The organism is Pantoea sp. M_9 (genome assembly GCF_008631385.1).
Classification (GTDB): domain Bacteria; phylum Pseudomonadota; class Gammaproteobacteria; order Enterobacterales; family Enterobacteriaceae; genus Pantoea; species Pantoea eucrina.
Genome location: NZ_VWUF01000019.1, coordinates 18041 through 31427 on the forward strand (window position 1 = coordinate 18041; position 13387 = coordinate 31427).

Below are 13387 nucleotides of genomic sequence, written 5' to 3' on the forward strand. Positions count from 1 at the left end.
GGGGCGTGGCCTATCCTCTTTTACGACGGTGGGCAACAGGGTTATTACGCTGCCCCACACTCTCCTGCATCGACATTACCACGCCAGCAAACTCTTTCATGACGCGCCGGTACACATCGCGCTTGAAGGAGACCACCTGACGTACCGGATACCAGAAGCTCACCCAGCGCCAGCCATCAAACTCGGGGGTGCTGCTGTGTTGCACATTGATATCCGCGTCATTACACATCAACTGCAGAAGAAACCACTTCTGTTTCTGGCCGATACAGACCGGCTTTGTATCCCAACGCACCAAACGTTTAGGCAACTTGTAACGTAACCAGTTACGGGTTGAAGCAAGTATTCGAACATCTTTGCGGTGTAAACCCACTTCTTCGAACAGTTCGCGATACATCGCCTGCTCTGCGGTTTCACCCGGATTGATGCCTCCCTGAGGAAACTGCCAGGAGTGCTGTCCAAAGCGCCTGGCCCATAACACTTGCCCCTGCCTGTTGCAGATTACGATACCAACATTCGGGCGGTAGCCATCATCATCGATCACTGGACTACCTCAAAGCTTAATTTGAATGGTCTGATTGTTTCACACTCCTTACAGGCGGTAAACCACTGGATAAGCCGGACCTCCGCAGAATAAAAAAGAGTTAACCCACAGAGAAGACTTAACTTATAAACAGTTAACCCGTCTGCTGTGCGATCTTATGCACTTTTTCTGTGGATAGCTTTGTGCAGAACGCGGTAATTAACTGCAGACAGTTTAACGTCAGCGCAAAACAGAAGATTCTTATCATGATTAAAAAATGATTATAATCAGTATCTTGACTAAAAAAATGGCGTCCGGTCAGGATGTTTTTTTTAGCGCAGATCAGCTACAGAACGTTGTGTGGTTAAAAATTAATCGCCGTTGTTTTTATCCACAAGGAATGCCCTAAACCTGGTCAGATGATGCAAAAAAATCGCGCATTGCGGTTCAGCAGGCCCTGTAAATAGAAACAGGGATCGGCTCAGGGCGGGCTTATCCCATTTATCTGTGGATAACTTACACTGATATCCTGTTTATTGTGGCGGACAAATCGGGATAAACTGCCGATCTGAATTGTACCTGCTGCTGCAGTCATAAAAAAAAGTAGTGTGAATCATGCTATTATGATGCCCGTTCAGAAAGAGGCGATGTGGACAACCTGCCCGCCCGCAAGCTGATTACTTTTTAACCAACCAGATATTCATCATGACATTTCACACTCCATTGCCCGGTTCCCCGCTAAGTGAAGAAGAGCTGCTGCAGCGTGCGCATCAGCTGGCCGGAGAGCGGCTGGAAACCCTGGCAGCCCGGCTTAACCTGCCGGTACCTGATAATCTTAAACGCGATAAAGGCTGGGTCGGTATGCTGCTGGAGCTGCACCTGGGTGCCAGCGCCGGCAGTAAAGCGGAGCAGGATTTTGCGCATTTGGGTATCGAGCTTAAAACTATCCCGGTTGATGCTCAGGGCAGGCCACTGGAGACCACCTTTGTCTGTGTGGCACCGCTGACCGGTAATAGCGGCGTGACCTGGGCGTCAAGCCATGTGCGCCATAAGCTGGCGCGGGTATTGTGGATCCCGGTTGAGGGCGAGCGCACGATCCCACTGGCTGAGCGCCGGGTAGGTACGCCCCTGCTCTGGCAGCCTGATGCAGAAGAGGAACAGCAGCTGCGCGCCGACTGGGAAGAGCTAATGGATATGATTGTGCTGGGGCAGGTCGAGCGTATTACCGCCCGCCACGGCGCCTGCCTGCAAATCCGTCCCAAAGCCGCAAACAACCGGGCGCTGACGGAAGCAACAGGTGAACATGGCGAACGCATTATGACGCTGCCGCGCGGCTTCTATCTCAAAAAGCACTTTACGGCTGCGCTGCTGGCACGCCATTTTTTACTGTAATTGACTACACGCTCTTTCATACCGCACATTTCCCGATGTCTGGCTTTGCCAGCGTCCGCCTGGTAACGTTACACTCCTCCGGTGCTGTGCAACCAGCAGGAAACGAGCCTGCTTGTCAAGCTAATGCACGCTACCTCTCGCTTTTTTAAGAATCATGCGATTACTTCGTCACGTAAAAGCATTTATTACTACACTTTTGCAGTTAAAGCAGCTCAGGGAGCGGATAATGAAAGGGTTAGCGGGTGTAGCGGGTTTACTGCTGGCAGCATCAGTGCTGAGCGGTTGCAGCAGTGACTACGTGATGGCAACAAAAGATGGCCAGATGATTATGACCGAGGGCAAGCCCTCGATCGATAAAGAGACCGGCCTGGTGGAGTACACCGATCGGCAGGGTCACGTTATGCAGATCAACGGTGATGAAGTTTCCACCATCATTGAACGTTAAGTGCCAGATTACCCGGCCTGTACGGCGTTTTCCTCCGTGCAGGCGATTTCCCGGAGTTCCCCTCTTCCTTCCTCTGTGCCAGACAGGCTATAGTCCAAAAGGACAGAACATTCCGTTTCATAATGAAAAAAGGAAGCCGGCAATGCATTATCACCGTATCCCCCATAGTACGCTGGAAGTCAGTCAACTGGGGTTAGGCACGATGACGTTTGGTGAGCAAAACAGCGAAGCCGACGCCCACGAACAACTCGATTACGCTGTGAGCCAGGGCATTAATCTGATCGATACCGCAGAGATGTACCCGGTTCCGCCGCGTCCTGAAACCCAGGGATTAACTGAACAATATATTGGCAGCTGGCTGAAAAAGCGCGGCAGCCGCGATAAAGTGATCCTCGCCAGCAAAGTCGCCGGTCCGGTTCGCGGCAGCGACGCGCTGATCCGCCCGCATCAGGCGCTCGATCGCAAAAACATTCGCGAGGCGCTGGATGCCAGCCTGAAGCGTCTGAATACCGACTACCTCGATCTTTATCAGCTGCACTGGCCGCAGCGTCAGACTAACTATTTTGGCAAGCTGGGCTATGAGTACAGCGAAAGTACTGCGACCGTGACGCTGCTGGAGACGCTGGAAGCGCTGACCGAACAGGTGCGCGCCGGTAAGATCCGCTACATCGGCGTTTCAAATGAGACCGCCTGGGGCGTAATGCGCTATCTGCAGCTGGCTGAAAAACATGAGCTGCCGCGGATTGTGACGATTCAGAACCCTTACAGCCTGCTGAACCGTAGTTTTGAGGTTGGGCTGGCTGAGATTAGTCAGCATGAAGGCGTGGAGCTGCTGGCTTACTCAAGCCTCGCATTTGGTACCCTGAGTGGCAAGTACCTGAATGGCGCGAAGCCTGCTGGTGCGCGCAATACATTGTTCAGCCGCTTTACCCGCTACAGCAGTGAGCAGTCGCAACAGGCGATCGCCGCCTATGTCGACCTGGCAAAGCAGCATAATCTGGATCCATCGCAAATGGCCCTCGCCTATGTGCGCCAGCAGCCGTTTGTTGCCAGTACCCTGCTGGGCGCGACCACGCTGGAGCAGCTGAAAACGAATGTGGAGAGTTTTAATCTGACGCTGAACGCCGATGTGCTGGAAGCGCTGGAAACCATCCACCGGCAGTATACCTATCCCGCACCGTAATTTTTCAGGGTTATATAAATACGGCGGAGATTAACGTAAGGGCGTCATTAATGACGCCCTTTTTTTTACGGCGGTAATCGTATAAACGCGACGGGAATTACCGTAGGGGCGTCATTAATGACGCCCTTTGAACGCACCAGGGCCGCATAAATGCGGCCCCTACGGGAATGTTGAATCATGCAGTGCGAATTCGTAGGGGCGTCATTAATGACGCCCTTTGAACGCACCAGGGCCGCATGAATGCGACAGGGCCGCATAAATGCGGCCCCTACGGAAATGTTGAATCACGCGATGGGAATTCGTAGGGGCGTCATTAATGACGCCCTTTGAATGCACCAGGGCCGCATAAATGCGGCCCCTACGGGAATGTTGAATCATGCAGTGCGAATTCGTAGGGGCGTCATTAATGACGCCCTTTGAATGCACCAGGGCCGCATAAATGCGGCCCCTACGGCGAGGGACGCGATTTCCACCACAGCAGCGCGATTGCGGCGGCAAACGCTATGCCAAAACCTGTGCCGGTGGCAACCGCCGGGGCACCGAGCTTAATTGCCAGCGTATAGAGGCCCAGCATCAGCAGCATGGCGCTATTTTCACCAAGGTTCTGCACGGCAATCGCGTTGCCTGAGCCCACGCTCGCCTTACCGCGCTCCTGCAGCAGTGCGTTGAGCGGCACCACAAAAAAACCGCCCAGGGCGCCGATCGCCATCAGCAGGAGATAAGCGTTCAGCAGCGTGGTTTGCAGCGAAAACAGCACCACCATCACCCCTATCAGCACCCCTGCCGGCATGCAGCGCCGCACCGTCTGCAACGTCACCAGCTTAGCTGCTGCCGCCGCGCCCAGTACAATCCCTATCGCTACCATGGCGTTGAGCGTGGTGGGCGTTTTGTTATCGGTAATGCCTAAGGCCACCGGCACCCAGAGCACCAGCAGGAAACGCAGCGTGACCCCTGCTCCCCAGAACAGACTGGTACCCAGCAGGGAAAAACGCGTCTCGCCGTTATGCCACAGCTGGCGTGCTGCATTGCTGAAGCTGCGCAGCATCCCGAGCGCATGCCAGCTCTGACCCGGACGCGCCGCGCTGAGGCGGGGAATGAAGAGATTGGCGACGACCGCCAGCGCGTAGGTCAGCGCACAGGCGGCCAGCGCCATCAGCAGATGCCAGTCCGCCAGTATCCCGCCCGCTACTGAACCGAGCAGAATGGCCGCGATGGTCGATGCCTCCATCAGCCCGTTGGCTTTCACCAGGCGTTCACCGCTGGTGATTTCCGTCAGAATGCCATACTTCGCCGGCGAGTAAGCGGCCGCGCCGATGCCCACCAGCGTATAGCCGAGAAACGGATTGAAGCCGAAGCAGATGGTCAGCGCCCCCAGCAGCTTCAGGCTATTCGCCAGCATCATCACCCGTCCTTTGGCGAAGCTGTCGGCCATCTGCCCGACAAACGGTGCCAGCAGAATATAGGTGGCGACAAACAGCATCTGCAGGATCGGCTGGCTCCAGTCGGGGTAGAACTGATTTTTCAGCACCGCCAGCGTGGCAAACAGCAGCGCGTTATCACCAAAAGCGGAAAAAAACTGCGCCACTATCACGGCAATCATACCGCGCGACAGCAGCGGAGCGCGGGCCTCCTCATGCTGGCTCATGCTCTCTCCTCTTCTGCCAGCTGCTTCAGAGTGACGTAGTCTGGCTTACCGCTGCCCAGCAGCGGCAGCTGTTTCATGACGCGGATATCGCGCGGCACCGCCAGCTCTGGCGCACCGGTTTCACGCGCCGCCTGCAGCAGCTGATCGCGCGTCAGCTCGCTGTCGGTGGTAAACAGCACCAGCGCTTCGCCACGATTACCGTCCGGACGCAGCGAGGCGGCATGCTGTTTTTCGCCGGAGGCTTTCAGCGCAATCTGTTCAACGCTCTCCAGCGACACCATCTCACCCGCTATCTTGGCAAAGCGCTTCGCCCGGCCCTGAATCTGACAAAAACCGCCTTCATCGAAGCTGACAATATCACCGGTATCATACCAGCCCGCCTCCATCACACCTTCGCCGTTGTCCGCCACGGGCGGTTCCAGCACGCCGGGCGCGTCAACGCGCAGATAGCCATTCATAATATTCGGGCCGCGCAGCTGCAGCCGACCACCCTGCTCAATGCCCGGCACTGAAATCAGACGGGAATCCATGCCGGGCAGCAGACGGCCAACGGTATGCGTGCGGGCAGCCATCGGCACATTGATCGCCACAACCGGCGCGCACTCGGTGACGCCATAGCCCTCCAGAATGCGAATGCCATATTTCTCCATATAGAGCTGGCGCGTGCCCTCCTGCAGCTTCTCCGCACCGGCTACCACATAGCGCAAACGGGCAAAATCATAGGGGCTGGCGAAGCGCGCGTAGTTACCCAGAAACGTTGACGTACCGAACAGAACGGTGCAGTTGCGGTCATACACCAGCTCCGGCACAACGCGATAGTGCAGCGGACTGGGATAGAGGAAAACCTGCGCGCCGGTCAGCAGCGGCGTAAACAGACCAACCGTCAGACCAAAGGCGTGAAACAGCGGCAGCGCTGACATAAAGCGATCGCGCGGCGTAAAGTCGGCCACGGTGCGGATCTGCTCTACGTTAGCCAGCAGGCTCTTATGGGAATGCACCACCCCTTTGGGATGGCCTTCCGAGCCAGAGGTAAACAGCACCATCGCCGCCTCTTCCGGCTGCTGCGCCAGCTGTGCCCGGCGCGGCAGCAGCAGATGGCCGAAGATCCACAGCTTATCCTGCAGCGTTACCGTCTCTTTAAGATCTTCGAGATAAACCCATTCGACTTCAGTCAGCCCCTGCGGCAGATGCCACAGGTTGCCTTTTTCCAGAAACTGGCGTGAGGTGAACACGGTTTTTACCTGCGAGGCGGTCAGCGCGGCCCGCATGCCGCTGACGCCAGCCGTATAGTTCAGCATGGCCGGGACGCGCCCGCGCATGGATGCACCGAGGATCGCTGCCGCGGTCACGGTAGCATTAGGCAGCAGCAGACCAATATATTCTCCCTGCCGGCTGTAGCGCTCAAGAATACGTCCCACCCCGAGCGCCTTTTTCAGCAGTCCGGTATAGCTGTCCGGCTGAAAATTCACATCTTCAATACAGGCTTTGGTCAGCCCGTAGCGGGTACGCGCGCTGAGAAAAGCTTCGTACAGCGTTTCGCGCGGGCGCACCGCCATGCGCGCTTCCATCATAATATGGTGCAGGTGTTCACCTGCCAGCACGCGCCGGTCGCGGGCGCGTTTCGCCTCCGGCATCGGAATATGGGTCGCTGGCAGCACGCTCAGCGTAATTCGGGGAAACAGGCGACGCTTAAACACTCCGCCAAGACGGCCAAACGGCGTGTACTCCGCTCCCTCAATGCGCATCGGCACCACCGTCGCGCCCGATTTCGCCGCAACAAAGCCGGCACCGCTGTAGATCTTCATCAGCGACCCGGTCACGGTGATACGACCTTCCGGGAAAATCACCACCGGGCGGCCGGTATTAATCATGCGAACCAGATGTTTGATCGACATTGGCTTAGTGGGATCGAGCGGAACAAAGTCGATAATCGGTTTCAGCAGGCGCATATACCAGCGGGTGCTGATAGCAGAATAGACCGCAAATACTGGCCTGATCGGTAAAAACAGCGCAACCAGCACGCCATCCAGAAAGGACATATGGTTAGGCGCGATCAGCACTTTCTCTTTATGCAGCGCCGTAAGATCGCCGCGCAGTTCCACGCGCCATAGCAGGCGACAGAGAGTGCGCAAAATGGCAAATAGCATGCCAGCTCCTTAGCAAAGTCAAAAATGGTAATTACCTTGCAGGATTTGCAGGGCGGCGACAAGTACAGAGCAGAATTAAAGCGGGTCCCCTGACAAACTGCGACGCGGGGCCGCAGAAAAAAGATAAAAAAAACCCACGCGTCTGCGTGGGTCGGTGCAACCGAACAGGGTTATACCCGCAGTACAGGTATCGCTGCCGCAGCAGCCGATCTTTACACCAATCATACCTCTGGGATCGCTATCGTCGCGCAGCAGCCGGGAAAATAACAGCGGCTAAACGCAACCGTATTCAGCGAAATGCAACCAGGTGTGAACAGTGCCTCTTACTGGTTACATTTTGATTTAGCTAGGATTTATCTGGCTGCGATTTGCTGTAAAGCGCATCCGGCGCAATGTTCATGTGCTTCAGCACCGGCCCCATAATATTGCCGAAGATGGGCGCGGCCACCGAGCCGCCGAAGTGATCGCCCGCGGTCGGATGGTTGATCATCACCACCAGCGCCACCTCCGGGTGGCTGGCTGGCGCAATTCCGGCGGTATAGTTCACGTAACCGCCATCATATTTGCCGCTGCTGCCCATCTTCTCTGCGGTACCGGTTTTGGTCGCCAGGCGATAACCCGGTACCGCAGCCTTGATACCGGTGCCGCCCGGCAGCACGTCACTCTCCAGCATATGCACCACGGTCTGTACAATCTGCGGATTGGCCACCTGTTTGCCCAGCACCGGTGGTGTGACTTTGGTTATCGACAGCGGACGATAAACGCCAAACGAGCCCAGCGTGGCATATTCGCGCGCAATCTGCAGCGGCGTCACGCGCAGGCCATAACCAAAGGAGAAGGTTGCACGTTCAATGTCCGCCCAGCGCTCACGATGCAGCGGAAAGTAGCCTACGCTCTCGCCGGTTAATCCCAGTCCGGTAGGCTTGCCGAGCCCAAATGCCTGATAGGTGTTGACCAGCGCTTCCGCCGGCATCGCCAGCGCAATGTGCGATACGCCGATATCACTCGATTTTTGCAAAATGCCGGTCATGGTGAGACGCGGCCAGTGGCCGACGTCGCGGATAAGATGGCCATTGACGCTGTAGGGGGTGGTATCAATCACCGAGTCAGGCCTGACCAGATGGCGCTCCAGGCCCTCCATCACCACCAGCGGTTTGACCGTTGAGCCCGGTTCAAAACTGTCATTGATGGCGACGTTACGCATCTGGGCGGGTGTCGCCTTGTCGAAATTATTCGGGTTGAATGAGGGATACGATGCCATTGCCAGAATTTCACCGGTATCGATCTTCACCAGCACCGCGGCGCCGGAGTCCGCTTTGTTCAGCAGCACGCCGTCGCGCAGCCTGCTGTAGAGGGTAAACTGATCAAATTTGTCGATGCTGAGCTGCACCGTGGGCGGCTGCTTCGGCGGCTCATAGTCGATCATTGAAATGATATTGCCCTCGCCATCCTGGCGATAGACCTCTTTGCCCGGCTCGCCCTGCAGCACCCGATCAAACCCTTTCTCCAGCCCGTTAAGCCCGTTGCTGTCAGCTCCCACAATGCCAATCAGCGGCGCAGCCGCTTCACTCATCGGATAAAACCGGCTGTCGTTATAGACCGAGCTGATCCCTTTCAGGTGCAGTTCGGCGATATCTTTGGCGATCCCCAGCTCAATTTTGCGGCCCAGATAGAGAAAGCGTTTTTTCGGGTTAGCCGTAATCTGCGCCTGCAGATCTTCCGGCCGCATGCTGAGCGCCGCCGCCAGATAGCCCCACTTTGCGCTGCTGAAGTCGGGATTCGCCTCCAGCACCCGTTTAGGATCGGCGATGATGTCGCGCGACGGTACGCTCAGCGCCAGCGCCTGGCCGTCGCGATCCAGCAGCGTGCCGCGATTCGTGGGCAGCGTAACGGTGCGCAGTGAGCGCTGATCCGCTTCATGCTCCAGCATCGGGTGGTTGATCAGCTGCAGATCGCCAACGCGGGCGAGCAGCAGTCCCATACAGGTCAGCACGCCCAGACAGATCAGACGAAAACGAAACGGGTTAAACGGGGCTTTAATCTGGTCTTTACCCAGAAATTTTTTAATCGGAGGCATAGCATTCCGCTGCGGTGAGAGTCGTTATCCAGACTGGTTATCGGCTGTTATAAAGAAAGGCCTGACAAGTTGACAGGAAAACTGTGTTTCAGTTATTTGCAGAGATGACGGACAAAAAAAACCTGCGCATCTGCGCAGGTTGGTGTAATCAAGAAAACGTTTTGATGTTCACCCATCAATACCTCTGGGACCCTGACTGTAGCAAGCCAGCTGACAGCCCTGCACCTGCTTAAACGCAACAGTTGCCCGCAAAATGTAACCAGCGGTGAGATTGTTAGTGGTTTGTGCAACCGTGATGTTTTCTGACTTCCACCAGGCAGCTCATAGCGTTCGGTCCCTGCGTCAGGGAGGAGGTCCCGATATCCAGCGTCAGTACGTTCGGGTTGCCGGCGCGATCCCACGGCTGCCACGTGCCGCCAAAGCCGGGATCGAACCATGCACCGGTCGCGATAATCAGTACGCCTGGCGCAACACCGTCGGTCAGGCGCACGCCGGCCAGCATACGGCCGCGCGCGTTGCTTACCTCAACCACCTCCCCGTCGGCAATGCCGCGCTGCGCGGCATCCTGCGGATGCATCGACAGCGTCTCATGCCCGGCAGTTTTATTGGCCTGAACGGCAGGGGTTGCATCCAGCTGGCTGTGCAGCCGGTTGGCAGGCTGCACTGAAATCATATGCAGCGGATAGTCGCTGCTCAGCGGCGCACCCAGCCACTCCTGCGGCTCACGCCAGGTGGGATGACCCGCGAAGTCATCCAGCTGATAGTCCGCAATGGTCTGGCAAAAGAGCTCAATTTTGCCGCTGGCGGTGGCGATGGGATGCGCCTGCGGATCGGCGCGAAACGCCTCCATAAAGATATAGGGTTTCCCGCCCTCGGGGATCTCCATAAACCCGCGCTCCCAGAACTCACTGAAGGTCGGGAAAGCGATACCGCGCCGCGCATGTGCCTGTGCGCACTGCTGATAAAGATGCTCAATCCACTGCATCTCATTGCGCCCTTCCGTGAAGCGGTCGCGATAACCGAGGCGATCGGCGATATCGGCAAAAATATCGAAGTCGTTGCGCGCCTGATGCTGCGGCCTGACGGCCTGGTGCATCGCCAGCACAAAGCGATCGCGCGACGATCCGCCAATATCGTTGCGCTCCAGCGTGGTGGTCACCGGCAGTACAATGTCCGCCATCTGCGCCGCAGGCGTCCAGACAATATCCTGCACAATCACCGTATCGGGTCGCTGCCAGCCAGCGACCAGCCGGTTAAGCTGCTGGTGATGATGAAACGGATTACCGCCCGCCCAGTGCACCAGATGAATATCAGGATAGTGCAGCGTCTCACCGCAGAAATCGTAAGGTTCGCCTGGCTGCAGCAGCATGTCGCTGATGCGCGCTACCGGAATCGCCAGATTGGCCGGATTAGGCCCGGTGCTCATCATCGGCGCCGGTCCCTCCTGCCGCGGATTGCCCACGCTGTTCATTGAGCCATGCCCGAATGAGAAGCCTGCGCCTGGCAGGCCCGGCTGACCCAGCATGCAGGAGAGCGCAATCATCATCCAGTAGGGCTGTTCACCGCGATGCGCGCGCTGCACGGAGTAAGCGCTGGTCATAAAGCTGCGCCTGCCCGCCAACTGCTGTGCCAGCTGTGCGATGCGTGCGGCCGGAATAGCGGTAATGGCGCTCGCCCAGGCTGCGGTTTTTGCCACGCCGTCGCTTTCGCCCAGCAGGTAAGCGCGCAGCTGCGGCCAGCCGGTGCAGTGCGTGGCGAGGAAGGTGTCGTCAGTGGCGCCGTGGCGCAGGATCTCATAGCCCAGCGCCAGCATCAGCGCGACATCCGTATTGGGGCGAATCGGGATCCACTCGGCGTTCAGCCACGCCGGACAATCATCGCGCTGCGGGCTGATGTTGATTACCGGGGTGCCCCGGGCGCGCAGCTGCTCCAGCGCCGGCTTCAGGCTGTGCTGCCCCGCTCCGCCGGACGCGACCTGCGCATTTTTCAGCGCCAGGCCACCAAAGGCGACAAAAATCTCCGCATGCTCCACCACCTGCGGCCAGTCGGTTACACGCCCGGTCAGCGGCATGTAAGTGCCAATCACATAGGGCAGGAAGAACTGGGCGGCGCCCCAGCTGTAGTTGCCCTGCTGATCGACGCCGCCGCCGCCCTGAAAATAGAAACGCCGCACCAGCGTCCGCGCATGGTTCACCCGCCCGGCCGAGGACCAGCCGTAAGAGCCAGTAAAGATGCCGGCTGCCCCGTAGCGCTCGCGTACGCGGCGGTTCTCTTCTGCGACCAGATCGAGCGCGGTATCCCAGCTGACCGGCACAAAGTCTTCACGCCCGCGCAGGGTGCGATCGCTGTTCTCGCGCGATTTCAGCCACGAGCGGCGCACCATTGGCTGGCGGATACGCCTGTCGGAGTAAACCAGCTCCGGGATGGTGTGGATCATCGGTGAGGGATCGGTATCGGCAAAGAAAGGTTCGCAGCCTGTCAGGCGGCCATCTTCCGTTACGGCGGTAAAAGCGCCCCAGTGCGCCAGGTGCGGCACGCGTGTTTTCATGAGAGTGTCCGGCAGATAAACAGAGAATGCGCGGCAGCATAGCATGAGGCTGCAGTCCGCCAGAAGCCTGCCTGTGAGCGGCTGATTTTCCGCGCTTTTGCGACAACGCTGGCATTCTGATCGCTTGCGGCTCAGGGGCTTTTCCGTAACACTGATGCGATGTGTAAACGTTTTCCCTGGATGTCGATAATTGCATGGCTACCATAAAGGATGTTGCCCGTATGGCCGGGGTGTCGGTTGCGACCGTTTCCCGTGTTATCAATAACTCTCCCAAAGCCAGCGAAGGTTCGCGCCTCGCGGTAACCCAGGCGATGGAGCAGCTGCAGTATCACCCTAACGCCAATGCGCGCGCGCTGGCACAGCAATCCACTGAAACGCTGGGGCTGGTGGTGGGTGATGTATCTGATCCTTTTTTTGGTGCGATGGTAAAAGCGGTGGATGAAGTGGCAGGCGAGACCGGCAACTTTCTGCTGATTGGTAACGGTTACCATAATGAACAAAAAGAGCGGCAGGCGATTGAGCAGCTGATGCGCCATCGCTGTGCGGCGCTGGTGGTGCATGCCAAGAAAATCCCGGCGGACGATCTGGAGATGCTGATGCGTCAGGTGCCGGGTATGGTGCTGCTGAACCGTCTAATCCCGGGCTTTGAGTCACGCTGTATCGCGCTTGACGATCGCTATGGCGCCTGGCTCGCCACCCGGCACCTTATTCAGCAGGGCCATACGCACATCGCGTTTATCTGCTCTACGCACACTATTTCCGACGCAGAGGATCGCCTGCAGGGCTATTACGATGCGCTGCGGGAACACGGCCTGCCCTGCAACGATCGTCTGGTGGCCTGGGGTGAGCCTGATGAAACAGGCGGTGAGCAGGCGATGACGGAGCTGCTGGGCCGCGGCAAATCCCTGACGGCCGTCGCCTGCTATAACGATTCGATGGCTGCCGGCGCGCTGGCGGTGCTGAGTGATAACGGCATCCGCGTACCAGAGGAGATGTCACTGATCGGGTTTGATGATGTGCTGGTGTCACGTTACGTGCGCCCGCGCCTTACTACCGTGCGCTACCCTATTGTCACTATGGCGCAGCAAGCGGCACAGCTGGCGCTTGCGCTGGCGCATGGCAGCGAGCTGCCTGAAGTTACCAATATGTTCAGTCCGACGCTGGTGCGGCGTCACTCAGTGGGTGGGCCAGGATAAGTGATGCGCCGGGCAGCGCGCTAAGCAGCGCGGGGCTGGGCGCTGAGCAGCGCGGGGCTGGGCGCTGAGCAGCGCGGGGCTGGGCGCTGAGCAGCGCGGGGCTGGGTGCTGAGCAGCGCGGGGCTGGGTGCGGCAGCGCGTGACGCCGGAGGGGTTCCGCCCGCCAGGCTTCCGGCAGTTTCAGCGGCGTTCCCGCACGCGGACGGGCTAAGGGGCGGGTGGGCGCGCCCCTTA

General features: G+C 58.0%; 9 protein-coding genes. 4 read left to right on the top strand and 5 right to left on the bottom strand.

The window, feature by feature from the left end:
• Positions 1-10 precede the first annotated feature (10 nt).
• Positions 11-541, bottom strand: coding sequence for an RNA pyrophosphohydrolase (rppH, locus tag F3I15_RS17140; protein ID WP_039379969.1), 531 nt, complete (start codon positions 539-541; stop codon positions 11-13).
• Positions 542-1225: 684 nt separating this feature from the next.
• Here rppH and mutH point away from each other — a divergent pair.
• The 3 genes from mutH (at position 1226) to F3I15_RS17155 (ending at position 3540) form a co-directional block, all read left to right on the top strand.
• Positions 1226-1912, top strand: a complete 687-nt coding sequence (gene mutH, locus F3I15_RS17145; protein WP_150018730.1) for a DNA mismatch repair endonuclease MutH — start codon at positions 1226-1228, stop codon at positions 1910-1912.
• Between the two features lie 226 nt (positions 1913-2138).
• Positions 2139-2357 (top strand): YgdI/YgdR family lipoprotein, encoded by a 219-nt coding sequence (locus F3I15_RS17150; RefSeq protein WP_039379973.1) that lies wholly within the window; start codon positions 2139-2141, stop codon positions 2355-2357.
• 142 nt (positions 2358-2499) lie between these two features.
• Positions 2500-3540 carry an NADP(H)-dependent aldo-keto reductase gene (locus tag F3I15_RS17155; RefSeq protein WP_039379975.1) on the top strand — a complete coding sequence of 347 codons (1041 nt, stop codon included), beginning with the start codon at positions 2500-2502 and terminating at the stop codon, positions 3538-3540.
• A gap of 448 nt (positions 3541-3988) precedes the next feature.
• Here F3I15_RS17155 and lplT read toward each other — a convergent pair whose 3' ends face one another.
• From lplT to F3I15_RS17175, 4 genes are all read right to left on the bottom strand, one after another.
• The gene (lplT, locus tag F3I15_RS17160) at positions 3989-5185 is read right to left on the bottom strand and encodes a lysophospholipid transporter LplT (RefSeq protein WP_150018731.1); all 1197 of its coding nucleotides are present in this window, start codon (positions 5183-5185) and stop codon (positions 3989-3991) included.
• On the bottom strand, positions 5182-7332 hold the full coding sequence (gene aas / locus F3I15_RS17165; RefSeq protein ID WP_150018732.1) for a bifunctional acyl-ACP--phospholipid O-acyltransferase/long-chain-fatty-acid--ACP ligase: 2151 nt from the start codon (positions 7330-7332) through the stop codon (positions 5182-5184). Before aas ends, lplT begins: the two co-directional genes overlap by 4 nt.
• A 346-nt stretch (positions 7333-7678) precedes the next feature.
• Positions 7679-9409 (bottom strand): penicillin-binding transpeptidase domain-containing protein, encoded by a 1731-nt coding sequence (locus F3I15_RS17170; RefSeq protein WP_150018733.1) that lies wholly within the window; start codon positions 9407-9409, stop codon positions 7679-7681.
• Positions 9410-9683: 274 nt separating this feature from the next.
• Complete coding sequence (locus tag F3I15_RS17175) at positions 9684-11957, bottom strand: molybdopterin guanine dinucleotide-containing S/N-oxide reductase (protein WP_150018734.1); 2274 nt, start codon at positions 11955-11957, stop codon at positions 9684-9686.
• A 194-nt stretch (positions 11958-12151) separates the two neighbouring features.
• On the opposite strand from F3I15_RS17175, the gene galR reads away from it, so the two are divergent.
• Positions 12152-13153, top strand: coding sequence for an HTH-type transcriptional regulator GalR (galR, locus tag F3I15_RS17180; RefSeq protein ID WP_039379986.1), 1002 nt, complete (start codon positions 12152-12154; stop codon positions 13151-13153).
• Positions 13154-13387 lie beyond the last annotated feature (234 nt).

Bases quoted from the DNA above. Each gene is read 5' to 3' on its own strand.
- mutH (WP_150018730.1), top strand. From the start codon at position 1,226: ATGACATTTCACACTCCATTGCCCGGTTCCCCGCTAAGTGAAGAAGAG.
- F3I15_RS17150 (WP_039379973.1), top strand. From the start codon at position 2,139: ATGAAAGGGTTAGCGGGTGTAGCGGGTTTACTGCTGGCAGCATCAGTG.
- F3I15_RS17155 (WP_039379975.1), top strand. From the start codon at position 2,500: ATGCATTATCACCGTATCCCCCATAGTACGCTGGAAGTCAGTCAACTG.
- lplT (WP_150018731.1), bottom strand. From the start codon at position 5,185: ATGAGCCAGCATGAGGAGGCCCGCGCTCCGCTGCTGTCGCGCGGTATG.
- aas (WP_150018732.1), bottom strand. From the start codon at position 7,332: ATGCTATTTGCCATTTTGCGCACTCTCTGTCGCCTGCTATGGCGCGTG.
- F3I15_RS17170 (WP_150018733.1), bottom strand. From the start codon at position 9,409: ATGCCTCCGATTAAAAAATTTCTGGGTAAAGACCAGATTAAAGCCCCG.
- F3I15_RS17175 (WP_150018734.1), bottom strand. From the start codon at position 11,957: ATGAAAACACGCGTGCCGCACCTGGCGCACTGGGGCGCTTTTACCGCC.
- galR (WP_039379986.1), top strand. From the start codon at position 12,152: ATGGCTACCATAAAGGATGTTGCCCGTATGGCCGGGGTGTCGGTTGCG.